We start from the raw sequence: 26,589 nt of genomic DNA, 5'->3' as shown, positions 1-26,589 counted from the left end.
AAACGAACCAAATGCCCTATCAGAAATACCTTTTTACCCAGGTTTCTCCACTCTCTTTTAGCCATCTGGACTTAAATTCTGCTACATTTTGTACTGTATTGTCAAAAACAAGTGTCTGAGGCGTAATTGTTTGTTCAGCAACCCGCGATTTGAGTTGATTGAATGGGTATAGATTTATTTCTTCCTCTTGAAGGAACGCCACCTGACTGGTTGTCATAAAAGAAACCTTGAGTTCGTTCTCTAGGGCTTTGATCAGGTGAACAGAAGCATCAATACTGCACCCACTGGCCTGACTGAACGACTCATCCACCGAGATGATCAGAAACTGATCATATTCGACAGAAAAAGAGGCTTTTAAATCCTGACCATGTGCTTGCCACTGATTCAAAAAAGATTCAGTATTAGCTTCAACGAATTTTACTTCTTCATCACCAAGCTTTCTATCCGCCTGGTAAATCCACAGACGGGCATTATCGGGCATTTCTTCGAATGGTATCAACATATCAATCCAAACCTTCTGATTCTGCAATGAGTTCCGCAAGATCCTTGACTTTCACAGAGGATTCTTTCTCCTTGTTTTTTACTCCATCAGACATCATAGTCATGCAAAATGGGCAAGCTACAGCAATGGTATCTGCTTTCGTTTCAAGAGCTTCCTCCGTTCTTTCAACGTTTACTTCCTTATTTCCAGGCTCTGCGTCCTTAAACATTTGAGCTCCTCCAGCACCGCAGCAAAGTCCTTTCGTTTTGCAACGCTTCATCTCTACCAGCTCTGCATCCAAGGCCTCCAGAACTGCCCTTGGGGCTGAATAAACATTATTTGCGCGTCCCAAGAAGCATGAATCATGATAGGTGATTTTCCGGCCTTTAAATTCACCTCCACCTTTCAACTCTACCTTCCCATCATTGATTAGCTCCTGCAAAAATTGTGAATGATGAATAACATCATAGTTGCCCCCTAGTTCAGGATACTCATTCTTCAAGGTATTAAAGCAATGTGGGCAAGCAGTCACAATTTTCTTAATCTCATACCCATTTAAGACCTGTATGTTAGACATGGCCTGCATCTGGAATAAAAACTCATTTCCTGCTCTTCTCGCAGGATCACCGGTACAGGTTTCTTCCGGTCCTAGCACTGCGAACTTCACACCAACTTTGTTGAGAATTTTCACAAATGCTTTAGTTACACTCTTATAACGATCATCGTAAGATCCGGCACAGCCCACCCAAAAAAGAACCTCAGGCTTTTCTCCTTTAGCTGCTAAATCTGCTACGGTTGGTATTTGTATTTCGCTCATTTTCCTTCTTTTAATTCATTAGACCAGTTAAATCTATCCTGTACGCCAAATTTCCACGGCGCAAAATTCGTTTCCACATTTTGGAACATCATATTCCAAGACTCAGGAGCTGCTGACTCCTCCATTGCTACATATCTCCTCGTTTGCAAGATGATATCAAGTGGGTTGATATTGACCGGACATGCTTCTACACATGCGTTACAGTTTGTGCATGCATTTATTTCTTCTTTGGTGATATAATCCCCCAATAATGATTTTCCATCATCCAAACCATTCTTGCCTACATCCTCCAAGCGATCCCTGGTATCCATCATGATTTTTCTCGGAGAAAGTTTCTTACCGGTAAGGTTTGCCGGACACTCTGAGGTACACCTGCCACATTCCGTGCATGCATAAGCATCCATTAAATTTTTCCAGGTGAGGTCATTCACGTCTTTTGCTCCAAACCTCATTCCCTCAGGAGGTGGTGAGCTATCACCCTCTACAGGCATACCCAGCATCATTTTCACCTCATTGGTGATCTCCTCCATATTGGTCATCTTCCCTTTTGGATCCAATCTACTGTAATAGGTATTTGGGAAAGCCATGAAAATATGTAAGTGCTTGGAGTAGGTGACATAAAGAGCAAAGGCAAAAATTCCCACAATGTGAAACCACCAGGCTGCTCTTTCAATTAGAATTAAAGTGCTTGTTTCAAACTGATCCAGCCAACCGAACATGGCAGAGCTGAAAAAGAATGATCCTGTCTCCGTATAATGGTTAGCTCCTCTGGTTTGTAAGATCTGGTCTGCACCATTCATACCCAGAATGGCTACCATCAACAAAATTTCAATAATCAGAATCAAGTTAGCGTCCAGGGATGGCCAGCCCACCATCTCAATTTTTTTGAATCGATTGATTCGAAGAATATTTCTTCTAATCAAAAAGACAATACAGGAGAAAAGAACACCTACTGCTAAAAATTCAAAGAAATTGATCATTCCGGTGTACAAGCTTCCAAGTATTGGAGCAGCAATTCTGTGTGTACCAAAGATGCCATCGATCACAATCTCCAACACCTCAATATTGATCAATATGAAGCCCACGTAGATGAGTAAGTGTAAAAAAGCAGGTATTGGACGCTTGAACATTTTCTTTTGACCAAAGGCGACCAAAATCATATTCTTTAACCTCTCACTTTTATTGTCGGTGAGATTAACATCTTTACCTAACTTTATATTACTGGAAATACGCCTGATTCTTCTGAAAATGAGGAAACCGAAGAAACCTGCTACCAGTACAAAAACGATTTGAGGGATATATTCCATAATGCTTTAAAAATTCTTACTACGAACTTCAAATTAAATTTTGCCTTTTCAAAGAAATACCTACTTTTGCCAACCCAAATTTTGGTGCTGTAGCTCAGTTGGTAGAGCATCGGACTGAAAATCCGTGAGTCGGTGGTTCGAATCCACTCAGCACCACCCAAGCCATCCTTCTTCAAGGGTGGCTTTTTTGTTTCCTACCAAATCTACGAATTCGAAAATCCGTGAGTCGGTGGGTGGAACGCCACTCCGGTCGAATCCACTCAGCACCACCAAAGCCATCCTCTTTAGGGTGGCTTTTTTGTTTCCTACCAAATCTACGAATTCGAAAATCCATGAGTCGGTGGGCGGAACGCCACTCCGATCGATCCACTCAGCACCACCCAAGCCATCCTTCTTCAAGGGTGGCTTTTTTGTTTTCTACCAAATCTACGAATTCGAAAATCCGTGAGTCGGTGGGTGGAACGCCACTCCGATCGATCCACTCAGCACCACATAAAGCCATCCTCTTTAGGGTGGCTTTTTTATTTTCATGCCCTTCTGCTTTATCGCTCATAAAGCTACCAATTTCAGCTTTCTTTTAATTGAACCCGAAGATAAAATCATTTTGTTAAAATAGTATGCATGCATACTATTTTAGAAACTTTATAAATTAGTTTTCGTTATTTATATACCGATCGGTATATTTGCATTATGGCGAGAAACCCTGAACATACTAAAGAGCTTATTATTGAGAAGGCATTGCCCATTTTCAACACGAAGGGCTATAATGCAGCATCTATATCAGACATTACAGCTGCAACAGGTATTACTAAAGGAGCCATCTATGGGAATTTTAAAAATAAAGATGAGGTAGCAACAGCAGCATTTGAAAGGGGTGTAGAAATTGTAGCCGGAGCATTGGCTAAGCGAGTTAGTGCTGAGAAAACCGCACCAGCTAAACTAATTGCAATTATGGATTTCTATGAGGAATATTTAAATGATCCACCGATACCTGGAGGTTGTCCTGTTTTAAATTCATCTATCGAAGCGGATGATAACCTACCATTTCTTCGATCACGTGTTATTAGATCTATTGCTTTACTTAAAGATTCTGTGATGAAGATCATCAATCGAGGTATAATGGAAGGACAGGTGAAAAGAGATGTTGACGCAGAGGAATTTACCAACTTCTTTTACGCAACCATTGAAGGCGCCATCTCAGTATCAAGAATTGAAGGAGATAGCAGATCATTTGATTTTGTTAAGCGGTTTGTTCTAAAACAGATCAAAGATATAAGTACTTAAAAAAATTTATTCATTAAAATACCGATTGGTATATTAAATCATGGTTACTCACATAGAAATAAAAGGAGAAGATATTAGTCGGCCTGCCGAGCGACCTCCAAAAACGAACTGGAAAATTGAAATAATTAAAAAAGGACTCGGGCTTCTTCAGCATGCGTCTCCGAAGAAATCAGCTTCTATTATATGGCATTACTTCACCATGCCAGGAAGAGTCGGTTACACTGACCCACAAAGACAGATCCTAAGTGAAGCACAAGTATCCCAAATCAGTTATCAAGGTGATTTGATTAAGTATTATCGATGGGGGACACCCGGACCAAAAGTCCTACTTTGTCATGGGTGGAGATCAAAAGCTGCTGATTTTAGGCGCATGATCAAGAAATTTGTTGCAGAAGGATATCAGGTTGAAGCAATTGATATGCGAGCACATGGAAAATCCCAGGGAAAACATACGGCCATGCCTGAGTTCCGGGATATTATAAAAAATCATATTGCTAAAAATGGTCCATATCAAACGGTCATTGGACACTCAATAGGTGCTCTAGCTTCAGGAATTGCATTAAGTGAGCTTGGTTCGGCCTTCCAACCGAAACACTTTTTCGTTATATCAGCTCCCCCTTACATAAGGTACTTTTTTAAGGATATTGTCAATGATGTGGGCTGCAATGAATCCGTTTATCATGCGATGTGTGGCCTGGTTAAAGAAAAATATCATCACTCCATTGACTATTTCGATTTGCGGATAAAAGCGAGTGATTTAAAGAACATCGATACGCACCTTTTTTATTGCGAAGATGATCAAGTAATTCCTTTTAGTAAAGGAGAAGAGCTTGAAGCAGCATGGCCTCATGCATCATTCGTTCATGTTAAAGGATTGGGCCATTACAGGATCATGGCCAATGATTCAATCATTGATTACATTCAAAAATTCATGCGATAGCGCTCATTTTAAAATTTGCAATCAGGACATTCATAAAGATGCTGTAATTACAAATATTTCAATATTTTATAATATTTTGATAAATATTCCAATTACAGAATGATTGTCTTTTAATATTTAAAATTTCCATTCATTATTTGTTATTTTGGAGTTTGTTTCAAAATGAAAATGCATGGAGGGAATGTATCTCAGCTCACTAGAACACGATGCATGCGGGATTGGATTCATCGCTAATATCAAGGGTAATCGGGATTACAAAACAGTAGATGATGCTATTCTGATGCTTGAAAATATGGAGCATCGGGGAGGTGTAGGTGCCGAACCTGAAACCGGAGATGGTGCCGGCATAATGACAGAGATTCCTTACGATCTATTCGATCAGGAGCTATCCAGACATAAAGCTAAACTCACCCCGAGATCTTACGGTGTGGGCATGCTCTTTCTGCCAAAACCACAATGGGAAGAATGTCTTGATGAATTCAATTCGGTCGCTAAATCATTCGGTTTTGAGGTCTTTGCTAAAAGGTCTGTTCCGGTTGATAGCCTGCATGTTGGTCCAACTGCACGGGACAATGAGCCCATCATTATTCAACTCTTTTTGAAGCACGGAGAGCTTGCTGAACGGGATTTGGAGAGAAAACTATACGTGCTCAGCAAATATGCGACTCACCAATTAACTCCTAATTACGACGAGTTTTACATTTCCTCTCTCTCCTGCTACAAAATTGTTTACAAAGGTCAGCTAAGAACAGACCAGCTAAAAAAATACTATCTGGATCTTCAAAATGAAGATTTCAAGTCATCCTTCGCGATCATCCACTCAAGATTTTCAACCAATACCTTTCCGAAATGGAGTCTTGCTCAACCTTTCAGGTACGTAGCTCACAATGGGGAAATAAATACGATCAGAGGGAATGTAAATAAGATGAAAAGCAAAGAAGCATTGCTTGAATCTCCGTATTTCACAAAAGAAGAAATTGAACACCTGCTACCAGTTTGTAATCCAGCATTCTCAGATTCAGCCAATCTGGATGAGTTGATTGAGCTGCTGGTTATGGCAGGCAGGTCTCTCCCTCATGCTTTAATGATGCTGGTTCCGGAAACCTGGCAATACAACCAAAGTATGGATGAAAAGACCAAGGCATTTTACAAATACAATGCTTCCATCATGGAGCCTTGGGATGGCCCGGCAGCATTGTGTTTCACAGATGGTGAAATAATAGGAGCCACTCTCGATCGGAACGGCTTAAGGCCATGTAGGTATACAATCACATACGATAACAGGCTCATAGTTTCCAGCGAAACAGGTGCACTCCCAATCGACCAAAAGTTGGTCAAACAAAAAGGAAGGCTACAGCCAGGAAAAATGATCATCGCCGATCTTGAGAATCAGCAGGTTCGGTTTGATCAGGAGATCAAAGAAGAAATATCAAAATCCAAACCATATACCGACTGGATTAAAAAGCATCGAATCAAGCTGCGATTTCTACCGGGTCCATTTTCAGACATTCCCTTTTTACCGGCAGATAAATATCAATCCTATCTTCAGGCAAATGGCTGGACCAAAGAGCTGGTGGATCGCATTCTGATGCCCATGTGCCAGGAAGGAAAAGAGCCCATCGGAAGTATGGGTTTGGAAATCCCAATTGCTGCTCTAAGCAAACTTCCACAGCACCCTTCCAATTATTTGAAGCAATTTTTTGCCCAGGTAAGCAATCCGCCAATAGACCCGATCAGGGAGCGACTGGTCATGTCACTTTTTACGAGACTAGGAAAAGGCAACAACATTTTAACTGAAGAGCCTTCGCATTGTCATCAAATTCATATCACACGACCAATCCTCCGGCCCCAGACCTATCAAAAAGTGCTGGAGCTGGAAAACCAGGGATTTAATCATCGGATTCTTGATTGCACATTTTCTGCTTCTGAGAGCCTGGAAGAAGGAATAAATAAGCTGTGTCAAGCTGCAGAGGAAGCCGCTAGGGAAGAAATAAAGATTCTGATTATTTCTGATGAAAATATTTCAGAAGATCGATTGCCAATTCCGTCATTGATGGCTACCGGAGCTATCCAACATCATTTAATTGATAAGAAACTCCGATCGCACACCAGCCTGATTGTTCATGCAGCGGATGCGGTAGAAGTGCATCATTTTGCTACACTGATTGGATATGGTGCCAGTGCGGTAATGCCCTATCTAAGTTTTAACCTCATAAAAGAGCAGGCGGAAAAAAAACAACTTGATTTTGACACGCTTTCCGACAATTACGCGGAAGCCATAGGTAAGGGATTGCTTAAAATTATGTCCAAAATGGGCATTTCAACGCTACAATCCTATCAGGCAGCTCAGATCTTTGAGGCAATTGGCTTGTCAGATGAAGTCATCAATAAATGTTTCAAGGGTACCATCTCGCGAATTGGAGGGAGCTCCTTTGCTCAGTTTGAAGAAAATATCCGAGATAATCATTCAAAAGCTTTTCAGCAACACTCCGACCTGCCTCATGGTGGAGTTTATAGTTGGCGAAGAGATGAGGAACGTCACCTGATCGATCCGGAAACAGTTCATCTGCTACAAAAAGCGACGAAGCTGAAAGATTATGAGCTATATAAAACCTATGCTTCCCGAATCAATCAACCTGAGGATCCTTTCTACATCAGGCATTTGCTCGATTTCAAATACAAGGATTCGATCCCAATCGATTCGGTAGAGCCAGTCGAAAATATACTTAAGCGATTTGCTACAGGCGCCATGTCCTTTGGCTCCATTTCTCATGAAGCACATACTACACTCGCCATTGCCATGAACCGCATTGGAGGGAAAAGCAACAGCGGCGAAGGGGGAGAAGATGTAAGTCGGTTTAAGCCAAAAGAGAATGGAGATTCGGAGAAATCAAGAATTAAGCAAGTGGCCTCCGGACGATTTGGGGTAACCTCATACTACCTCAATAATGCGGACGAAATTCAAATTAAAATCGCTCAAGGTGCTAAGCCAGGTGAAGGCGGGCAACTACCTGGTCACAAAGTAAATGAGTGGATCGGTAGAGTGCGAATGTCAACTCCTGGAGTAGACCTGATCTCACCTCCACCACACCATGATATTTATTCCATTGAAGATCTGGCGCAGCTCATTTTCGATTTAAAAAATGCCAATCCAGACGCCCATATTAATGTGAAGCTTGTTTCACAAGCCGGTGTAGGTACCATTGCTGCGGGTGTAGCCAAGGGTTTCGCTGATGCAATTCTCATTTCCGGAGCAGATGGAGGAACAGGGGCATCTCCTTTGAGTTCGATCCGGCATGCGGGTCTACCATGGGAAATGGGTCTTTCGGAAGCCCAGCAGACACTTGTCAAAAATCGCCTCAGAAGTCGGGTGGTACTCCAATCGGATGGAAAAATGATGACAGGCCGAGACATTGCTATTGCCACCCTACTTGGTGCAGAGGAATGGGGTGTTTCTACAGCCGCGTTAATAGCAGAAGGGTGTATCATGATGCGTAAATGTCATCTTAACACCTGTCCTGTAGGGATTGCTACTCAGAAAGAAGAATTGCGAAAGTTGTTTTCCGGTGACCCGGAACATGTGATCAACTTGTTCCACTTCATGGCTCAGGAACTTCGTGAAATCATGGCAGAGCTTGGATTTAAGACCATTAATGAGATGGTTGGCCAGAGTAATAGACTTGTTATTAAGGATCAGGACTTAAATGGATTGGATCTCTCTAAAGTGCTTCACTTTGAGCAGACAAGAGATACCCGCTACAACTCACGCAAACAGCAAGATCTTCTATCCGATGCGCTGGATTACAAGGTTTGGGATGACATTAAAGATGAGGTGAGAAGTGGATTTGTAGCTGCGTATGATTACCCGATCAAGAATACGGATCGATCCACAGGGGCTATTCTGTCCAGCATCATTTCCAAAGAATATGGTGAGCATGGGCTTTCAAAAAGCCTGGTAAAACCCAAGTTCAAAGGATCTGCCGGTCAGAGTTTTGGTGCTTTCCTTGCCAGAGGGTTGAAGTTCACCCTGGAGGGAGATGCGAATGATTACGTAGGAAAAGGTCTCTCCGGAGGACGAATCATCATTCACCCTCAAAGAAATGTTCGCTTCCATGCAAGAGAAAACACACTCATCGGAAACGTAGCATTATATGGAGCTACCAGTGGTGAGTGCTACATCAATGGCATTGCTGGTGAGCGATTCGCAGTACGAAATTCCGGTGCATGTGCCGTTGTGGAAGGTGTTGGTGATCATGGATGTGAATACATGACCGGAGGAACTGTGCTCATTTTAGGTGAAACAGGGAAGAATTTTGCTGCAGGCATGAGTGGTGGCATTGCTTATGTGCTTGATACGGCTAACAAACTAAGGGAGCGCTGCAACATGGAAATGGTGGTTTTCGACACGCTGGAGCCGTCGGATATTCAGCATATTCGATGGCTGATTATCAATCACATCAGACATACTGCGAGTAGCCTGGCACAGGAAATTCTGCTGGATTGGGAGCGTCACCTCAACCACATTGTAAAAGTGATTCCTGTGAAATACAAGGACATTTTGGATAAGGAGAAATCAAAAATTCCAATGACACCCGTTTATTAATTAAGCAGTATGGGAAAACCAACAGGATTTTTAGAATATACCCGAGAGCTTCCTCCAAAGGAGGATGTTCAAGCCCGGGTAAAATCTTACACCGAATTCGAACACACTTTTCCGGAGGATAAAACTAAGGAACAGGCCGCTCGTTGCATGGATTGTGGTGTGCCGTTTTGCCATTCAGGGTGCCCACTTGGTAACAAAATACCGGACTTTAATGATGCCGTCTACAACCAGGAGTGGGAAGAAGCATGGCAAATACTCAAGTCCACAAACAATTTTCCTGAGTTTACCGGAAGAATCTGTCCTGCCCCCTGTGAAGGCTCCTGTGTATTGGGAATTAATCAGCCCCCTGTTACTATCGAGCATATTGAAAAATCCATAGCTGAAAAAGGATTTGAATTGGGTCTGGAAAAAGTAAGAAAACCATCTACTTCCACGGGTAGGAAAGTTGCGATAGTAGGTTCTGGCCCGGCCGGGTTGGCAGCAGCCGATCAGCTAAATCAATCAGGACATTCAGTTACCGTTTTCGAGCGGGACGAAGCTGTTGGAGGATTGCTACGATATGGGATCCCGGATTTTAAGTTGGAGAAGCAGATTGTAGAACGCCGGGTATCTATTTTGGAAAAAGAAGGGATCACCTTTGAAACAAAGGTGAATGTTGGCTTTGACATTACCGCTAAAGAATTGGATAAGTCTTTTGATGCGATCGTACTATGCGGTGGGAGCACCATTCCCAGAGATTTAGGTATCCCGGGAAGAAATCTTAAAGGGGTTCATTTCGCGATGGAATTTCTCACACAACAAAACAGAGAGGTAGCCACCGGTCAATCACCAAAGAATAAAATTTCTGCTGAAGGTAAAGATGTGGTAGTCATAGGCGGTGGTGATACAGGATCCGATTGTGTTGGCACCAGCAACCGTCAAGGGGCAAAATCCATTACCCAAATAGAGATAATGGATAAACCTCCGCTGGAACGACCTGAAGACAACCCCTGGCCTGAGTGGCCTATGGTACTCCGGACATCAACATCCCATGAGGAAGGATGCGATCGCAAATGGGCGATCATGACTAAGGAATTCATGGGTAAGAAAGGTCAGCTTACAGGACTAAAAGTGGTTGAGGTCTCTTTTGAAAATGGTAAAATGAAGGAGCGACCAGGATCGGAGCAGATCATTCCGGCACAGTTGGCACTCATTGCGGCAGGATTTGTTCACCCGCAAAAGGAGGGTTTACTTTCTCAGCTTAAACTGGAGCTCGACTCGCGTGGAAATGTCTCAACCAAAAACTTTCAATCCAGCAGTAAAAAAGTATTTGCCGCCGGGGATATGCGAAGAGGTCAATCACTCGTTGTTTGGGCGATTGCCGAAGGGCGAAAGGCTGCAGAAGCGGTGAACAAATTTTTAAATGCATAAAAAAACCCCTTTCGGGGTTTCTTTTAGGTTAGGTCAGTAACCATTTCTCTTTCTATGGTGATATGCTGTTCGCCATGATATCCAATATCCATTCCTTCCAACTCAAGGTCCTTTGTGATCCTGGCACCTTTTGTAAAGAGTGCTACAATTTTATAAACAACAAATGTCCCAACTGCGGAATACACGATGGTAGCACCTACAGATTTTAATTGTATTAATAGCTGACCTGGATTACCATAAAGTGCACCAACTCCCGAAGGGTCAATCGCCGGGTTGGCCAATACTCCTGTGAGTAATGCACCAGCGATTCCTACCAGACCATGCATACCAAATGCATCAAGCGTATCATCATGACCGAAATATGCTTTAAGTTTTACAACTCCCAGGTAGCCTACAACACTGCTGATAATTCCTATCACAAGTGCTCCGGGCACGCCTACAAATCCTGCAGCTGGTGTAATACCAACCAACCCGCATATAGCCCCGGATGCCACACCAATCAGGGTTGGCTTTTTGATGATTACCATTTCTATAATCAGCCATACAACCCCAGCGGTACATGCAGCGATATTGGTCACCATGAGCGCATTTGCCGCTAGAAAATTTGCTCCATAAGCACTGCCTCCGTTAAAGCCGAACCAACCAAACCAAAGAAGAGCTGATCCTAAAATCATAAATTTTATGGAAGAGGGTTTCCGCTCTTCATGCAGATTCATTCTTCTGCCAACTAAAAGTGCAAGAACCAGCCCTGAAACTCCTGCGTTGATATGAATTACCGTTCCCCCGGCAAAATCCAGGTCTCCGTGAAGAAATCCTTCGGAACCCCAGACCCAATGGCAGATTGGTGCATATACTACTACTATCCATAGAATAGCAAACCATATCCATGACGAGAACCGGATACGTTCAATGACCGATCCACTTACAATCGCCACCGCAATAGCCGCGAATGTTCCCTGAAATGCCACATCCAATATTTTTGGGATATTCGCACCATCGACAATATCTGTTATAGCAATATTTTTAAGCAAAACGTAATCTAGTCCACCTATGAAACCATTGCCATCGGCAAATGAGAGTGAGTAGCCAATGATCACCCAGACCAGCGTGCCGATCAGGAAGGAAACATAGCTCATTCCCACGGTATTTAGTACACTTTTATGTTGAGTAAGCCCTCCGTAGAAGAGTGCCAGTCCAGCTGGTGTCATCAACATGACCAATGCAGTTGCCATTAACATCCAGGCTGTATTACCTGTATCAACAGCCCCATCCTGGGCAAAACTTAGCATTGGAAGTAAAAGAATGATTAAAAAAGCTGGTAATTTCTTCTTGATTTGGCAATTCATAGCAAAAGTGGATTAAAATTAAACTATAAAAATATCCATTTGCTGAAATAATTATAAACTTGGGTATAAATTAATCCTGTTTTGAATAAATTTTTACAAATCGATCATTTAAAGGGTTTGAATTCATCCATATTTATAAAAAGAGGTGTCTTTTTATAAACGATATTGCAATTTTCGTAAAGGTTTTTAGTAAAAGGCTATTTAATGCCTTTGAGGCCCATTACTTCTTTTGGGCTGAGGTGTCGGTATTTGCCTCTCGGTAGGTTTTTCTTGGTAAGCGAGGCGAACATTACACGATCTAGCTTTTTGACTTCATAGCCAAGGTGTTCGAAGATTCTCCGTACGATTCGATTCCTTCCGATATGGATTTCTACACCAAGAACCTTACTATCTTCTCCCAGAACAGCCATCTCATTAACAACCGCTGGTCCATCGTCCAGCTCAATTCCTTTTAGAATGGAGTCAAAGTCCGCCTTTGTGATTGGCTTGTCCAGTTCAACTTGGTAAATCTTTTTGACTTTGTGTGATGGATGGGTGAGCTTCTTAGCTGTTTCACCATCATTGGTAAATAACAAAAGACCGGTCGTTTCTTTATCCAGCCGACCCACAGGATAGATCCGCTCTTCACAGGCTTTTTCAACCAACTCCATCACTGTACGCTTGGCGTGTGGGTCTTTGGTGGTGGTCACAAACCCTCTCGGCTTGTTTAGTAAAACGTATTGATGAGTCTCAGATTTCAATTTTTTCCCCTTGTACTCAACTGTGTCAGTCTTTTTTACCTTATAGCCCATTTCAGAAACAACCTTGCCATTTACCTTTATCTTTCCAGCAGCAATAAGGTTATCGGCTTCTCTACGAGAGCAGACTCCAGCATTGGCCACAAATCGATTCAATCGAATTTCGGCAGGCTTACTTGTTTCCTTTTTGTTGGGTCTTTTCATTACGAGGTGGTCAGAATCTGACGTTATTCATTCTCTTCACCAATGGTGTTTTCTTCGGTCGTGAAGTCTTTTGGAGTTGGAAGTTCTTTCAGATCATTGATACCAAAGTAGTCCATAAACTTTTGGCTGGTTCCATATAATAGTGGCCTACCTACCCCTTCAGACTTCCCTTTGATCTCCACAAGTTCTTTTTCAAGAAGCTTCTGGATTGAGTAATCGCAACTTACCCCTCTTATCTGCTCTGCTTCGCTCTTTGTAATTGGCTGCTTGTATGCAATAATGGACAAAGTCTCTAGTGCGGAGTTTGAAAGACGTTTTTTGGATTGTTGCTTCAGTAAAATTCCAATACTAGCTTGATATGCTGGTTTTGTGAGGAATTGATACCCACCTCCAGATTTAACCAGCTCCATTGCAAAATCATCGGCTTTAAACTTTTCACCCACAACTTCAAGCCCGGAAATGATATCATCAACAGGAACATCTGCATCAAACATCTCCTTCAGACAGTCCTGAATTTCATCCGCTGTAATTGGTTTTGGAGAACAGAATACTAATGCCTGAATATGGTTAGCCAGGTAGTCCATTAGGGCTTTCTGTTCAGCTTGGCGTCAATGCTTTGGGTGGTATGTGGTACTGCCTTCAGTCGCTCTTTTGAGATTAATTTACCGGTATCCACGCAAATCCCGTAGGTTCCGTTCTTAATTCTGACAAGTGCATTCTCCAGGTTATTGATAAATTTTTGCTGCCTGCCGGCTAACTGACTCAACTGTTCTTTTTCAGCCGTATCCGCACCATCTTCCAATGTTTTAACAGACGAAAAGTTATCTCCGCTATCATCAGACTCTCGTGTGAGAGATGATTTAAGTGTGTTTAATTCTTCTTTTGCTTTGTTCAGCTTTTGAAGAATAAGTTCTTCAAACTCCTTTAGCTCTTCATCAGAATACCTTGTCTTTTCGCTCATGGCAGGGGAATTTTTATAATCTAACAACGAAAAATCAAGCGAAAATACTCAGGATGACCCACAAAAAATAATTGGTTAAATCCTTATTGATGAATTACTCAAAAATCTCGGCCGACAACAACCGTTTCTTTAATCACCTCAGAATTTCCGCTACTATCATAAATCTCGAATATGATTAAATAGTAACCCATTCGAGCTATTTCTCCTGAATTGGTATCACCATCCCATCTTAAAAAGCCCTGTGTCGATAACAATACTCCCTCGGCTAAATCTTTTACTAGCCTCCCTGTTCGATCATAAATTCTCACATTGGCAAATTTTCCTGCCTGGTCAAATGAATAGTTTATGGTGGTATAATCTCGGCCTGACCCGTTATTTCCGGGTATAAATACTTCCGGGCTGGCTGAAACTTTACCTGAAGGTGCTTCTGATGAAAACGTTTGTGAGTTTGCATAGCCAGGAGTGGCGAATCCTTCTATACTCGATGCAGATCGCCAATTATCTGAATTAGAAACCGACTCAGAAAATGACACCCTTTCGAGGGAGACTCCATCCACACTTTCCAAAAGATTGTAGTGATAGTCCTCATGATACTCAAAAACTTCCCCAATGGTATCTTCATCATCCATTATTGCGACAACACCTTCTTCATTTGGATAAGACGGTAGAGCAGAAAGCTCAATAAATCGGCTCTTGTCTCCTTTAGGATAATTAGAAAGTAAAGTTTCAGAATCGGTAGTTAGAACTAAATATGAGTCGGGTTCAATTACCAGCTCTTTTTCGGAAATCACTTCTTCATCTATGAATTCTCCTCTATCCATCGAGCCGATTCGCCACCCTTTTAAACTGATGTATTTGTTCGATGAGTTATAAAGTTCAACAAAATCAACTCCATTGGATCTTGGGTTAAAGAGGATTTCACTGAGTTGGATTTCATCCGCCCGGGCACTTACTGGTAAGGCTATCTCAATTGTTCCATCCTGGATGACATTGCCTGAACAGTCTGAAACTCCGCTTAAATCAAGATTGTAAGACCGGTTCTCTACAAGATTTGAAGACAACTTAATGAACAATGACTTTGGGAAAAATGGAAGAAAGTATATTTTTTCAACCTCAATGTTTGGGTCGATTTGAATTGCAGTGGTGACTTGGCTCGACGGATTTAATTTTTCATCAAAACGGAGGTGAACAGAATCCTCATCTAAAGCAACGGCCGTTAATATTGATGGTGCAAAATTATCCGGGACGGATGCTGTTCTGGAATTCACAGCTCCAGGGGTACCGCCATTGATATCTAGAGAACTCGACCAATTATTTTCTTCTCCGCATTGGTTTTCTAAGTCAAGCATTTCCAATGAATATCCGCCATCGGCTTTATCGTCATCGTGCCAGTCAGGATCATAAGTAAACGAGAATATTAGTTCCGAGCCTGATTTAAGGATCACTTGCTCACCAGTATTGCTGAGAGTAGGAAAATTGGACACACCCACTGCATTATTAGCAAATTCTGACACCCCCGAGTTGGTTGTTAGTACATGATATTCATCTGGATTCAACATAAAAGTTGGCAAACTGATTATACCACTTTCATCAACTAATTCTAAGCCTTGTGTCGTTAGTATTTCTGATGTTGAATTGTAAATCTCAATGAACTCTCTATTTGGAAGTCCAATCTGAGGATCAGGGTCAAACATAATTTCAGTGATGATTAGCTCATTAAATTCGGGGTTTCTACCCACACCAAATTGAATGGTTGCTTCTTCAATCTGATTTCCGCTACAATCTTTAACTCCTGCAATGGTCATATTGTAAACTATTCCAGTTTCAATTTCTTCGTTAAAAAATATTTCAACCGATGTTGGGAAGTCACCTTCTGCTTTTATCTGACTAATGGTGAGGTCTTCACTAGCGTTATAAGTCCCTGCCTTCAGACTTTCGGCATTCATAACCTCAGAAAAATTGACAATAAGGTTTGTGCTAAAATTGTATGACTGAATCGTTGGGTTAATCGTGTCAGGAGAATCATCAAATATCGAATTTATTTCACCAGGTGTTCCTCCGGTAGGATCAATTGAAAAACTGTAGCTATTGTCTGATAAACATGGACCATTCGGGTTAATTAATTCGATGGAAATTCCTCCGCTACTTTCTCTATAAGAAATAGTGTGAATTACAATACCAGCACTGTCTTGTAAAATGATTTCATCCTCACCATTGGAAAGACTTAGGCTCTGAACTTCAATAACATTTTCAAACTCCTCAAATAATCCAATGCTGGAGTCATCAACAGCAAACACATATTGATTAGGCTTCAGTACGTAATGGCCTAAAGTAGATCCATCCAGTGTCCAACCTAAAAGATTAAGGTTTTTATCTGACCGATTATAGAGTTCAATAAATTCTGCTTCAGGCAATCCTTTAGAAGGGGTTGGGTCGGGCATAAACTCATTGATCACCACATCATTGACTGCCGCCGTTTCCGTTTCAATGTATTCAAACTCAATGGTCGTATTATTGGTAGCGTTTCCTGATAGGTCTTCCACTCCATTAACAGTCAGCGTTCGGGTCTCTCCCGAAGGAAGTGCGCCCACCGTCAGGTGAACCAATTCATTGTTCGTTTCATCCAGGCTGGCTGTGGTTATCGTAATCCCTCCTTCGATGCTGTAGTTTCCTGTCGCTTCAGCTGTGGTTTCATCAAGTGGTTCATTAAAAGTGACATCCAGTTCAGTTGCTGAGACTACATTGATGGAATTGATTGATGGCGGGGTGGTATCAGGCGTGTCATCAAAAATGGAGTTTTGTTCACCTGGTGTGCCGCCATCAGGGTCTGTACTGGTGCCATAATTGTTTGCTGAGTAATCAGGGCCATTCGGGTTGATCAGCTCTGTAGATATGCCACTAGATGAGCTCGTGTAAGCCGTCTCATGAATGATGGTTGCTGATGCATTGGAAAGGATGATACTGTCACCGCCGTTGTTTAAGGATGGAAAGTTGTTGACCTCCAGCACATCTCCATAGCTGGTAAATAGTGATCCATTGTCTGTTTCTGTCAGGATAAGGAAGGAGTCTGGTCGAAGAATAAACGTTCCAAATGCTGCTGAGCTACCCGCTGCATCACTCAACGTCCAACCATTCAGGTCTATGAACTTATCAGAGCGATTGAATACTTCTATATACTCAGCATTAGGGATCGTGCTCGATGAACTTGGGGCTGCTAAAAACTCATTGATCACCACATCGTTTACAACTGCAATTTCTGTCTCGATGTATTCAAAGTCGATGGTCGCATTACTAGTAGGGTTGCCAGAAAGATCTTCTACTCCATTGACTGTCAGCGTTCGGATCTCTCCTGAAGGAAGTGTACCAACCGTCAGGTGAACCAACGCATTGTCTGACTCATCTCTTGCCGCCGTGTTTACAGTGATTCCTCCATCTACGGTATAGTTTGCAGCCGTTTCTGCCGATGTTTCTTCTAGCGTTTCATCAAAAGTCACTTCAAGTTCAGTTGCTGAGATGACACTAATTGAACTAATTGATGGTGCAGTAGTATCAGGCGTGTCATCAAAAATGGAGTTTTGCGCTCCCGGTGTGCCACCATCAGGGTCTGTACTGGTGCCGTAATTGTTTGCTGAGTAATCAGGCCCATTCGGGTTGATCAGTTCTGTAGATACTCCACTGGAGGAATTGGTGTAAGCAATCTCATGAATGACGGTAGCAGATGCATTGGCAATGATGATACTGTCTCCACTATTATTTAATGTAGGGAACCCACTTACTTCCAAAACATCTCCATAAGAGTCAAAAAGTGAGCCATTGCCTGTAGCTGTCAGTATGAGATAATCTCCCGGCCTTAAAGTATCAGACAAAAAAACTGAGGAAGGACCGCTAACATCACTCAATGTCCAATTTTCCAAGGTTATAAACTTTGTTGAGCGATTGTAGAGTTCTACAAACTCAGCATTTGGAACTCCGCTGGATGTACCAGGAGCAGCCATGAATTCATTAATTACCAAGTCAAATTCAGTAGCTTCCTCAATCACCAGGTATTCATAGGTTTCCTGACTATTAATGACAATTACATTTCCGCTTTCATCTTCCACATTATTGACAGTCAAAGCATATGTGATGCCATTTGTCATCGCATCAATAGTGAGGTGGACAATTGAATTATCACTGCCGTCTCTCAAAGCATTGGAGACATTTAACCCCCCATCAAGAGAGTAGTTATTGGTTGTTTGAGCGGTAGTTTCATCTACATTTTCATTGAATTGAATATCTATTTGTGTATCAGAGATAGCAGTGACCGACTGAATAATCGGTGGATCTGTGTCTGCTACTGGGGTTACAGTAGTAGCAAAGTCATCAAAATAGAAACCATTATCTCTAGTGTTAGCTGTATATCTAACCTGAACACCAAAATGCGAAGAAGTGCTATAGGTATTATCAGTAACAGCTCCTTGACTTACCGAGTTAACCTCCAACTCCCATAAACCAACTTCTGATCTAGTCACCAAAACGTCAACAAAAGCCTTAGATGTTAATGGTTGAATTGTCCCTGATAATGTCAATTCTGTAGAGGAGCTCCCATCTTGCCTATGCAGGCGAACTTCATTGATATCAGAATCAGGGTATCGTAATTCAATATAATAGCCATTTAAATCACCACTCAAGTCTGCAGAGTTACTCATAAGGTAGACCCTTGAGGTATTATTTGAATTAGTTGATTCAGATCCCGGCTGATTAAAATCAAGCCTAAATCGAAGAGCCCATTCAGCGGTCGATGAGGATAAATCCAATGCATCAGAGGTAGATAAATAGGTTACCCTGGTTCCAGAACCCATATCCAGGTTTTGACTTCTGAGTTGATTATCGGCTTCTACAATTTCATAGGGGTCATCAACACCAAAACTACTAGTACCACTCCATGTTGGAGTTGCAGTGAAATCTCCATCGCTAAAATCATCGGTAACCTGGGCCTTAATGAGAAAGGTTACGCCCAGACTGATTAATAACAATAATCCTCTCATAATACGGCTTAATCTCACAGGTTAAATGTAGTAGTTTTGCGTTAAAATCATTATTCACGCTAGTTTAAGCTATTATGAAGGTTGCAGTAGTAGGAGCAAGTGGTCTTGTGGGGCAAAAGATGCTCCAAATCATGTCGGAAAGAAACTTCCCGATAGAGGAACTTTTGCCGGTTGCATCGGAACGTTCTGTCGGAAAGACAATCTCTTATAACGGGAAAGATTACTCGATCATTTCGATGGAGGATGCGATCTCGGCAAAACCAGATATCACCTTATTTTCAGCTGGTGGATCTGTAGCACTTGAGTATGCGCCGAAGTTTGCTGAGGCAGGATCGGTTGTTATTGACAATTCTTCAGCGTGGCGAATGGACGCTGGCAAAAAGTTGATTGTGCCGGAGGTAAATGGACATGTTCTTCGAATCGATGACCGAATCATAGCTAACCCAAATTGCTCCACTATACAAATGGTGGTAGCCCTGAAACCACTTCACGATGCATTTAAAATCAAGCGAATTGTCGTTTCTACCTATCAGTCTGTTACAGGTTCAGGCAAAGGTGCTGTGGACCAATTGGAAGGTGAGAGAACAGGAAAGGATATCAAGAAAGTATATCCACATAAAATAGACATGAATGCCCTGCCTCATATTGATGTGTTTCAGGAAAATGGATACACCAAAGAGGAAATGAAGATGGTGAACGAAACCATGAAAATCATGGGTGATGATTCCATTAAAGTTACTGCCACCTGTGTACGGATTCCTACTGTTGGTGGTCATTCTGAAGCAATCAATGTTGAATTTGAAAATGAATATACTTTAGAGCAAGTTCACTCAATTCTAGAAAAGGCTCCTGGAGTTACAGTAGTTGATGACCCATCTGAAAACATGTACCCAATGCCTCTAAGTGCCCATGACAAAGACGATGTGTTTGTTGGCAGAATCAGAAGGGATGAAACTCAACCAAAAACATTGAATCTATGGGTTGTATCGGATAACCTGAGAAAAGGCGCAGCAACCAACACCATCCAAATTGCTGAATATATGCTGCAGCATAGTTTGGTATACTAGGTGATTCCAATGAATTCCAAACTTGACTTTCTAGTTCAACCCGAGGTAAGGCAATTCATCCGTGAAAACGTACAAACTGATACAAATAAGCTAATTCTTAACCCTCCATCAGGGTTCAAGCCTAATATAAAGCAGATTGTAGCCCAAATTCAAGCCCGACAAAAGGCGACAGGGAAATTAGATATTTGGGCCAGTAATTTTGGTTTAGTGATGCCTCCTCCGCTTTCTATTGAACAGGCTTCTTCTCAGACGACATGTGATTATAAAAAGCAACTAATCTCAGGCCATCACCTTATCGACCTTACCGGAGGAATGGGCATTGATTGTCTGACATTAAGTGAGTCTTTTGATTGTACAACCTATGTTGAACAGCAAACTGAGCTTTGTGAGGTGTTTCAACACAACTTAAAAATGCTGGGCAAGGAAATTGAAATAGAGAATAAAGAGGCTGGCAATTACCTGAAAAACCTTAATCCTTCTCCTGAAAATAGGGTAATCTATTTAGATCCCGCCCGAAGAGATTCGAGTAAAAACAGAGTTTTTCGAATTGAAGATTGTTCTCCAAACATTGTGGAGTTAATGCCATGGCTTAAAAGGCATGCTCATAAAGTTTTAATCAAGTTTTCACCGATTCTTGATATTCAATCTATTCTGAATGCCGTCCCGCACGTAAGTGAAGTCCATATTGTTTCTGTAAAAAATGATTGTAAAGAGATTCTGATCGTAGCTGACTTTGCTTTTAAGGGTGAACCAGAAATAACGTGTGTAAACCTTGAAAGTACCCACCCTCCTTTTTCATTCAAATTTCAAGATGAAGCAAGAGCTAAAGTCTTATATGGTGAACCATCATCGTATCTTTTTGAGTCCAATAGTTCGATAATGAAAGCCGGTGCTTTCAAAAGTATAAGCGTGAATTTTGACTTTAAAAAAATAGGTGAGAGCACACATCTCTACACTTCAGAGAAGTTGATGCGAGATTTTCCTGGAAGGACTTTTGAAATCATCGAAGAAGCAAGTAAAAAAAACATAAGTGCCTATGCTTCTAAAGGAAAAATCAATGTGATAACAAGAAATTATCCTCTTCCGGCTACTGAGCTAAAGAAAAAATGGAAACTTAAAGATGGAGGTGATTACTATTTATTGGCTTTTAGAGATGTTAATTACAAGCCGAAGACACTTATTGCTAAGCGTCTTGATCTGTAAGAATGACTCTGAAAACAGAACCTTCTCCTTCTACACTTTCTACATCTATTTTGCCTCCCAGGATTTGAACAAAATCATTGCAAAGAGCCAGCCCTAATCCATTGCCTTGCTCCCCATTAGTGCCTACCTTGCTTTCCAATCCGCCAGTAAAAAGTTTTTCACGCATTTCTTCTCTCATGCCTATCCCTTGATCGATTACTTCAATAATCTTGGTTTCTTCCCCTTCTACACAGTTGACTTCTACGATGGATTTTGGGTGCGAAAATTTGATCGCGTTTACAATCAGGTTTCTTAATAGAATCCTTAGAATTCCTCGATTCGAATGTAAGTTGAATCCAAAGGCAGATTCATATTTTAATTGAATCGCTTTTTCCTCTAAACGATCCTTCAATTCTGCGTTTAAATCTTCAAGCACCTGATGAACAGTGAAGTTTTCTTTTGCAAGATTCTCACCCTCCATCTGACCTTCAGCCCAAAGGAATATATTATTTAATAAACCCATCAGGTTTGAGGTTTTTTCTCTTACCTCGGGAAGATAGGGCTCAATTTCCTCCTTACTAATCAGCTTTTCATTGAACATCTCAATCACAGAGGAAACAGATTGAATTGGTGATTTTAAGTCATGAGAAACAATGGCGAAAATCTTTGTTTTAAATGCATTAAGCTGCTCCAACTCACGCTTTTGCTTGCGGATTTTCATGGTCGAATAAAAAATAATACCAATTAAAATCGTTGCAATAACTAATACAATTACTAACCCATTGATGATCCATTGCCTTTGCTCAGCAAGCGTGGTACTGATCTGGTTTTTTTCCTCCAGCACCCTGAGACGAAATAGTCTTTGATAATAAGACAGAAGCTCAAGTTCATTTCGAACCTTTACATTTTGTACACTATCCTTATAAGCTTCGTATCGTATTTGGTTTTCGAACGCTTTCTGAAATTCTCCGAGATCCCCATAGCAGTTGGCTAAAGTTTTACTTGTGGTATAAATAAGCTCTTTTACACCCATCTCAAGAGCCATGTCACTGGCAAGTTGTGCATGTTCAAGTGCATGCTCTGGATTGCCTTTTTTCCGTTCAAGCTCCGCTTTAAGCTGATTGGCAACCAAACTTGTTCGCTTACTACCATATTGATTTGATGTTCTGTAAGTCACCTCCAGCAAAGAATCAGCAATCTCTAGCTTACCTTGTTTCAGGTATGTTTCAGCCTGGTTTGAATATAGGATAGGAGAAAGGTGAATAAATGAATCCTCTAATCTTTTGCTAGCCTTGTTGAGGTAATGATGGGCAGAATCATATTGGTTTAAATTGAAGTAAGCGCGCGCAATATTGTTATAAACAGCAAACAATCTTCGTGACTGTTGATATTGCTCCTGAATGCCCAGTTCCAGTCTATAATAGTTGATTGCATCTAAATTGAATCCCACTGCATTATAAACATTCCCAATGTTGCCATAATTCTTGGATACCAGCACTTCTAAATTATTGGCTTCAGCGAGCTGAAGAGATTTTTGCAAAAATTCTATTGCATCCATCTGATTTCCCAATGACCAGTGTGCATTACCGATCCGATTGAGTGCAGCGGCTTTTAACGAATCATCCTTAATCTGATCTGCGAGTTCTTTTGCTCTAATCGACTTTTCAAGGCTTCCATTTGGATCGTCATAAACCTCATCGCTTGCTTCAGATAGGATACTTAATATTTCTTGACGAGTATCATTATTATTCTGGGCCAATGCTGGGGCCAGAACACACATCATAAGGGTGAGTATAGCGAACTTGGTGAGCTTCACAAATAGAAGATACGAGGTTTTTTCTACTTGCCAAAGATAGACAAATCAGAATCTTCCAAAACGAAAGCTTATGATAGCAGTGGTACCAGTTATCTCATCATCTTTTACGTTTTCCAATTCGACACCAGATATGTATCGATAAGTCAGCCCAGCGCCCAATCTGAAATATTTGGTTATATTAAATTCAGCTTCAAGTCCCGGTTCAGCCACAAAAAATACGGAACTTTCGATTGTGAATTCAGAATCTGCCGGATTGTTTACAAAGAAATCTTTGTCAACAACATCGAATGATCCTGCACCTAATACGATGGGTATACTTATATGAACAAGCTCTTTATGAGCAATGGTCCACCCTATCAGGACTCCACCATACCCCCCATGCAAATTCAATTTCTTTTCATCGGTTTGTCCCTGAACCAGGCCCTCAAATTCAACATTGGTGACCAGACCATACCCAGCGACTCCAAATAGATACCTTCTGTTTATAATAAAGCCCCCGTATGCTCCTACAAGCAGTGCCCGCTCTCTCTTTAAATCACCAACCTTCAAGTCAGCGGCTCCAAAAGCATTGAGATCATTTTGCTTACTTAATAATGATTTTATTTCTTCATCATCGGGATCATGAGTATCCACATATGTCTGAGCGACTGCAAAAAAACTCATAAATAGAATTAATATAACGCAACTGATAAATTTCATATCAAAACACGTATTTAAATGAAATCGCTGCATCCCAAAATTTTGCTTTGGTGTGTCGCATCCCAATGAAATTGAAGTAAGGTTTTATATCAAAACCGAAAGTAGCCGGAATTTCCAACCATCTGTACTCCAGCCCTAAACTGGCATCAACACCCATAGCAAAAAAAGTTTTTGATTCGTAAATAAATTCATCGCCAGTGGCATTGGAAAGAACCTTTGACAAATCATCAAATTTCTCATACCCAATATGTCCCCCGATACCATAATGCAGATAAAACCGATCATTGAAGGAAAACTCCATCGGCTCATGGAAAAGGTATTGTGCACCAAACTGCATTCCTTCATTCCTACCACTTAGAAGCAACTCTACAGCTTCGTCCTCAGTGACAAATTTCTTAAATGTAAGGCCAGAAGTATGGCCGAGTCTCAACCCTGAAGATTTTTCGTACAGTTGTTGGCCAACTGAGACAAGAGATGTCAGTAGAAATAAAGCAGCGAATAAGATTTTCATTGGGTGACGGTGGTGACGATGCATTTAGTCTTTATCTACGAAAATAGGCGTTTCTTTTATTGCTATTATTAATTCTCCTCCATCTGCTTCAATCAATAATTGGCTGTGTCGGGTATTGGTATTTCCTACAAAACCGGAAAGTGAAATTTTTTCTTCCTCCACAAATTGTTGTTTTTGCATGGTAAGCATGCTGTTAGGTAAAATCATCCGATCTTCAGGGCCCTTTATATAGGTCTTGGTATAAGATGCCTGATTTAGAATTAAATTAATATCTGTAGATTTTCCTGTTATATCAATGCTGTTGAAATCTTTCACAATGCGACTTAGATAAATATCTCCATAGCTAAAATCCAATCTTGCTGATCCACGCAACAAATCTGAAGTAAGGTTGGTAAATGATCCTTCACACATGATTTCGGTGGCGTCCAGCAAATGGATTTTATCATTTCTTGAATTGAGCTGAATACGACTCACCTTATCAACTCTAATCTCCGAACTACCACTCTCAATGTTCAGGTCTTGTGCTGCATCAATTCGAATTTCTGCGCCTCTTAGCGTAAATATCCCATCGTTTAACTCACCAAATGAAGCTTTTCCGAAGCTGTGCTTCAGATTTAGAGACTTAGAAAAATCATTCGCTTTAATATCTCCATGTGATACATCCAAATCAACCTTACCATCAAGGTCAGTTAGGTAAATATCTCCATACTTGTTTTCTACACTCAGCATTACATCTTTCGGAATCCATACCTGATAGTCGACTTTCAGTTTGTTGCTTCCAATCACTCCTCCTACTTCGTTCATCACGTTTCCAAAAATGCCTCCACTGCTTCCAATCTCTGTAACTGCTGAAATCACACTCCCAATTTTTCGGAACTTAATGTCAACCCTTGACATAGATTTGGCAACAGCTGAAGAGTTTTTTCCTTCCGCTCTAACCACTACATTAAATTTGACAGAGTCTAGCTCCCAGGTTCGGATAATCACCTCACCATATTTGCTCACGACCTCAACTTTGGCATTTTGAGGAACAGAAAAAGAGCGTTTAAAATCTCTTTCCTGACGTACTTGCGCCAGCAATGGGATTGCCAAAAACAATGCTATCAATATGTTAAAGCACTTCTTCACTTTGTTCTTTCTCCAACTCGTTTAAAATTTCTTCCAGTATTTGAAGTTTCAGTCGATAATTCTCCATCATTGCCATAATCACCTCCTCATTATCTACATTATCCTTCAGATCATCTTTCAGCTCACCAAAAACAGCATCCATTTCTTGCAGATCCTTTAAGATTTTATCGTCTCCAAGGTGATTTTTTATCAATGAGATTTTATGATTAATCTCTCCACTATAAAAATTCTCTAATTCCGCAACCTGATTTACGGGTTTTTCTTCTGAACTAAAGAAGAGTACAGAACCCATTAAAATCAATGCTAAACATGCAGCAATACCCGTGATTTTCCATGGGTTTCTATTAGATACTGGCTTAATCTTTTTAGAAAGCTTGCCCCACTCTTGATCACTATCAAAAGGATAGACCTCAAACTCTTCCCTGCTGTTTTCTATATGTTCTTTTAAGCTATCCCACATTTTGTCCCTTTTCTTCTGCTAACAATTTTCTAATCCTCGCTTTCGCTTTACAATACTGTGCTTTTGACGCTGACTCTGAAACACCTAAAATCTGACCAATTTCTTTATGATCATATCCTTCAAACAGGTACAAATTCAGAACTGTCTTGCATCCTTCCGGCAACAAATCAATCACTGACATGATCTGTGACGCCTGAAACTGAGCATATTCAAAATCATCTTCCTCTTCCTCTACAAAATCAGCATTCTCCTCCAGCTGAGCAGTATCCAATTTCTTTTTACGAATGGCGTTAATACAATTATTAATGACAATTCGCTTGATCCATGAGCTAAACGTATTCACCTCTCGCAGCGAGGGTAACTTCTGAAAGGCATCAATAAATGACTCCTGAAGTAAATCCTTCGCCTCTTCCTCATCACCCATCATCCGACGGCAGATATTATACATCGCCTTAGCATAGAGGCCATAAAGTGACGACATAGCCGCCTGGTCTCCCTGCTGACTCTGTATAATCAGATGCTTATGGATGGTTTGTGTGGTGCTCACGATCTCTTAAAAGACACTACCTTTTATCAAAGGTTTCTCAATTGCAGAAAAAAATCTTTTGG

At 41.2% G+C, this 26,589-nt stretch carries 22 protein-coding genes and 1 tRNA gene; 7 read left to right on the top strand and 16 right to left on the bottom strand.

What is annotated here, in order from left to right:
• Positions 1–19: 19 nt before the first annotated feature.
• The 3 genes from CHB71_RS02955 to CHB71_RS02945 are packed head-to-tail and all read right to left on the bottom strand — an operon-like array spanning position 20 to position 2,605.
• A complete protein-coding gene (locus CHB71_RS02955; protein WP_089355379.1) occupies positions 20–502 on the bottom strand; it encodes a hypothetical protein in 483 nt (160 codons plus the stop codon).
• Position 503: 1 nt separating this feature from the next.
• Complete coding sequence (locus tag CHB71_RS02950; protein ID WP_089355378.1) at positions 504–1,298, bottom strand: (Fe-S)-binding protein; 795 nt, start codon at positions 1,296–1,298, stop codon at positions 504–506.
• On the bottom strand, positions 1,295–2,605 hold the full coding sequence (locus CHB71_RS02945) for a (Fe-S)-binding protein (protein WP_089355377.1): 1,311 nt from the start codon (positions 2,603–2,605) through the stop codon (positions 1,295–1,297). The genes CHB71_RS02950 and CHB71_RS02945 overlap by 4 nt, the downstream gene beginning before the upstream one ends.
• Before the next feature lie 83 nt (positions 2,606–2,688).
• On the opposite strand from CHB71_RS02945, the gene CHB71_RS02940 reads away from it, so the two are divergent.
• Positions 2,689–2,761: transfer RNA gene (locus tag CHB71_RS02940), tRNA-Phe, on the top strand.
• On the opposite strand, the gene CHB71_RS02935 is transcribed toward CHB71_RS02940, so the two are convergent.
• Together CHB71_RS02935 and CHB71_RS02930 are read right to left on the bottom strand one after the other, a co-directional pair.
• A complete protein-coding gene (locus CHB71_RS02935; RefSeq protein ID WP_144017312.1) occupies positions 2,753–3,004 on the bottom strand; it encodes a hypothetical protein in 252 nt (83 codons plus the stop codon). The two genes, CHB71_RS02940 and CHB71_RS02935, sit on opposite strands and share 9 nt — an antisense overlap.
• Positions 2,976–3,158, bottom strand: a complete 183-nt coding sequence (locus CHB71_RS02930) for a hypothetical protein (RefSeq protein ID WP_089355375.1) — start codon at positions 3,156–3,158, stop codon at positions 2,976–2,978. The genes CHB71_RS02935 and CHB71_RS02930 overlap by 29 nt, the downstream gene beginning before the upstream one ends.
• Positions 3,159–3,295: 137 nt before the next feature.
• Here CHB71_RS02930 and CHB71_RS02925 point away from each other — a divergent pair, with 137 nt between their 5' ends.
• The 4 genes from CHB71_RS02925 (at position 3,296) to CHB71_RS02910 (ending at position 10,842) form a co-directional block, all read left to right on the top strand.
• A complete protein-coding gene (locus tag CHB71_RS02925; RefSeq protein WP_089355374.1) occupies positions 3,296–3,889 on the top strand; it encodes a TetR/AcrR family transcriptional regulator in 594 nt (197 codons plus the stop codon).
• Between the two features lie 40 nt (positions 3,890–3,929).
• Entirely contained in the window at positions 3,930–4,829 is a 900-nt protein-coding gene (locus CHB71_RS02920; RefSeq protein WP_089355373.1) for an alpha/beta hydrolase, read from the top strand.
• Between the two features lie 172 nt (positions 4,830–5,001).
• Positions 5,002–9,432, top strand: a complete 4,431-nt coding sequence (gene gltB, locus CHB71_RS02915) for a glutamate synthase large subunit (protein WP_089355372.1) — start codon at positions 5,002–5,004, stop codon at positions 9,430–9,432.
• Between the two features lie 9 nt (positions 9,433–9,441).
• Positions 9,442–10,842 (top strand): glutamate synthase subunit beta, encoded by a 1,401-nt coding sequence (locus tag CHB71_RS02910; RefSeq protein ID WP_089355371.1) that lies wholly within the window; start codon positions 9,442–9,444, stop codon positions 10,840–10,842.
• Between the two features lie 23 nt (positions 10,843–10,865).
• Here CHB71_RS02910 and CHB71_RS02905 read toward each other — a convergent pair whose 3' ends face one another.
• The 5 genes from CHB71_RS02905 to CHB71_RS02885 all read right to left on the bottom strand — a co-directional run bounded on the left by CHB71_RS02905 (position 10,866) and on the right by CHB71_RS02885 (position 19,117).
• On the bottom strand, positions 10,866–12,188 hold the full coding sequence (locus CHB71_RS02905; RefSeq protein WP_089355370.1) for an ammonium transporter: 1,323 nt from the start codon (positions 12,186–12,188) through the stop codon (positions 10,866–10,868).
• Positions 12,189–12,385: 197 nt separating this feature from the next.
• Positions 12,386–13,129, bottom strand: coding sequence for a pseudouridine synthase (locus CHB71_RS02900; RefSeq protein WP_089355369.1), 744 nt, complete (start codon positions 13,127–13,129; stop codon positions 12,386–12,388).
• A gap of 23 nt (positions 13,130–13,152) precedes the next feature.
• Positions 13,153–13,713, bottom strand: coding sequence for an SMC-Scp complex subunit ScpB (gene scpB / locus CHB71_RS02895; RefSeq protein ID WP_089355368.1), 561 nt, complete (start codon positions 13,711–13,713; stop codon positions 13,153–13,155).
• Positions 13,713–14,090: a TraR/DksA family transcriptional regulator gene (locus CHB71_RS02890; protein ID WP_089355367.1), complete on the bottom strand. Its 378-nt coding sequence runs from the start codon at positions 14,088–14,090 to the stop codon at positions 13,713–13,715. The genes scpB and CHB71_RS02890 overlap by 1 nt, the downstream gene beginning before the upstream one ends.
• Positions 14,091–14,188: 98 nt before the next feature.
• Positions 14,189–19,117: a lamin tail domain-containing protein gene (locus CHB71_RS02885; RefSeq protein WP_089355366.1), complete on the bottom strand. Its 4,929-nt coding sequence runs from the start codon at positions 19,115–19,117 to the stop codon at positions 14,189–14,191.
• A 74-nt stretch (positions 19,118–19,191) separates the two neighbouring features.
• Between CHB71_RS02885 and CHB71_RS02880 the strand changes: the two genes are divergently transcribed.
• Both CHB71_RS02880 and CHB71_RS02875 read left to right on the top strand, forming a co-directional pair.
• Positions 19,192–20,184, top strand: a complete 993-nt coding sequence (locus CHB71_RS02880; RefSeq protein ID WP_089355365.1) for an aspartate-semialdehyde dehydrogenase — start codon at positions 19,192–19,194, stop codon at positions 20,182–20,184.
• Positions 20,185–20,193: 9 nt separating this feature from the next.
• The gene (locus CHB71_RS02875; RefSeq protein WP_144017311.1) at positions 20,194–21,387 is read left to right on the top strand and encodes a class I SAM-dependent methyltransferase; all 1,194 of its coding nucleotides are present in this window, start codon (positions 20,194–20,196) and stop codon (positions 21,385–21,387) included.
• Here CHB71_RS02875 and CHB71_RS02870 read toward each other — a convergent pair.
• The 6 genes from CHB71_RS02870 to CHB71_RS02845 are packed head-to-tail and all read right to left on the bottom strand — an operon-like array spanning position 21,368 to position 26,527.
• Positions 21,368–23,182: an ATP-binding protein gene (locus CHB71_RS02870; RefSeq protein WP_144017310.1), complete on the bottom strand. Its 1,815-nt coding sequence runs from the start codon at positions 23,180–23,182 to the stop codon at positions 21,368–21,370. The two genes, CHB71_RS02875 and CHB71_RS02870, sit on opposite strands and share 20 nt — an antisense overlap.
• A 45-nt stretch (positions 23,183–23,227) precedes the next feature.
• Positions 23,228–23,845: a hypothetical protein gene (locus CHB71_RS02865; RefSeq protein WP_089355362.1), complete on the bottom strand. Its 618-nt coding sequence runs from the start codon at positions 23,843–23,845 to the stop codon at positions 23,228–23,230.
• Positions 23,846–23,882: 37 nt separating this feature from the next.
• The gene (locus tag CHB71_RS02860; protein WP_144017309.1) at positions 23,883–24,392 is read right to left on the bottom strand and encodes a hypothetical protein; all 510 of its coding nucleotides are present in this window, start codon (positions 24,390–24,392) and stop codon (positions 23,883–23,885) included.
• Between the two features lie 24 nt (positions 24,393–24,416).
• Positions 24,417–25,520, bottom strand: coding sequence for a DUF4097 family beta strand repeat-containing protein (locus tag CHB71_RS02855; protein ID WP_089355360.1), 1,104 nt, complete (start codon positions 25,518–25,520; stop codon positions 24,417–24,419).
• Positions 25,504–25,980 carry a hypothetical protein gene (locus CHB71_RS02850; protein WP_089355359.1) on the bottom strand — a complete coding sequence of 159 codons (477 nt, stop codon included), beginning with the start codon at positions 25,978–25,980 and terminating at the stop codon, positions 25,504–25,506. Before CHB71_RS02850 ends, CHB71_RS02855 begins: the two co-directional genes overlap by 17 nt.
• Positions 25,970–26,527 (bottom strand): RNA polymerase sigma factor, encoded by a 558-nt coding sequence (locus tag CHB71_RS02845; RefSeq protein ID WP_089355358.1) that lies wholly within the window; start codon positions 26,525–26,527, stop codon positions 25,970–25,972. The genes CHB71_RS02850 and CHB71_RS02845 overlap by 11 nt, the downstream gene beginning before the upstream one ends.
• Positions 26,528–26,589: the final 62 nt, after the last annotated feature.

This window comes from Ekhidna lutea (genome assembly GCF_900188325.1).
Taxonomy (GTDB): domain Bacteria; phylum Bacteroidota; class Bacteroidia; order Cytophagales; family Cyclobacteriaceae; genus Ekhidna; species Ekhidna lutea.
The sequence above is the reverse complement of the archived record's forward strand: the minus strand, read 5'-3'. Positions and strand labels throughout refer to the sequence as shown.

Coding starts and splice junctions, on each gene's coding strand:
- CHB71_RS02955 (WP_089355379.1), bottom strand. CDS start 502: ATGTTGATACCATTCGAAGAAATGCCCGATAATGCCCGTCTGTGGATT.
- CHB71_RS02950 (WP_089355378.1), bottom strand. CDS start 1,298: ATGAGCGAAATACAAATACCAACCGTAGCAGATTTAGCAGCTAAAGGA.
- CHB71_RS02945 (WP_089355377.1), bottom strand. CDS start 2,605: ATGGAATATATCCCTCAAATCGTTTTTGTACTGGTAGCAGGTTTCTTC.
- CHB71_RS02930 (WP_089355375.1), bottom strand. CDS start 3,158: ATGAGCGATAAAGCAGAAGGGCATGAAAATAAAAAAGCCACCCTAAAG.
- CHB71_RS02925 (WP_089355374.1), top strand. CDS start 3,296: ATGGCGAGAAACCCTGAACATACTAAAGAGCTTATTATTGAGAAGGCA.
- CHB71_RS02920 (WP_089355373.1), top strand. CDS start 3,930: ATGGTTACTCACATAGAAATAAAAGGAGAAGATATTAGTCGGCCTGCC.
- gltB (WP_089355372.1), top strand. CDS start 5,002: ATGGAGGGAATGTATCTCAGCTCACTAGAACACGATGCATGCGGGATT.
- CHB71_RS02910 (WP_089355371.1), top strand. CDS start 9,442: ATGGGAAAACCAACAGGATTTTTAGAATATACCCGAGAGCTTCCTCCA.
- CHB71_RS02905 (WP_089355370.1), bottom strand. CDS start 12,188: ATGAATTGCCAAATCAAGAAGAAATTACCAGCTTTTTTAATCATTCTT.
- CHB71_RS02900 (WP_089355369.1), bottom strand. CDS start 13,129: ATGAAAAGACCCAACAAAAAGGAAACAAGTAAGCCTGCCGAAATTCGA.
- scpB (WP_089355368.1), bottom strand. CDS start 13,713: ATGGACTACCTGGCTAACCATATTCAGGCATTAGTATTCTGTTCTCCA.
- CHB71_RS02890 (WP_089355367.1), bottom strand. CDS start 14,090: ATGAGCGAAAAGACAAGGTATTCTGATGAAGAGCTAAAGGAGTTTGAA.
- CHB71_RS02885 (WP_089355366.1), bottom strand. CDS start 19,117: ATGAGAGGATTATTGTTATTAATCAGTCTGGGCGTAACCTTTCTCATT.
- CHB71_RS02880 (WP_089355365.1), top strand. CDS start 19,192: ATGAAGGTTGCAGTAGTAGGAGCAAGTGGTCTTGTGGGGCAAAAGATG.
- CHB71_RS02875 (WP_144017311.1), top strand. CDS start 20,194: ATGAATTCCAAACTTGACTTTCTAGTTCAACCCGAGGTAAGGCAATTC.
- CHB71_RS02865 (WP_089355362.1), bottom strand. CDS start 23,845: ATGAGTTTTTTTGCAGTCGCTCAGACATATGTGGATACTCATGATCCC.
- CHB71_RS02860 (WP_144017309.1), bottom strand. CDS start 24,392: ATGAAAATCTTATTCGCTGCTTTATTTCTACTGACATCTCTTGTCTCA.
- CHB71_RS02850 (WP_089355359.1), bottom strand. CDS start 25,980: ATGTGGGATAGCTTAAAAGAACATATAGAAAACAGCAGGGAAGAGTTT.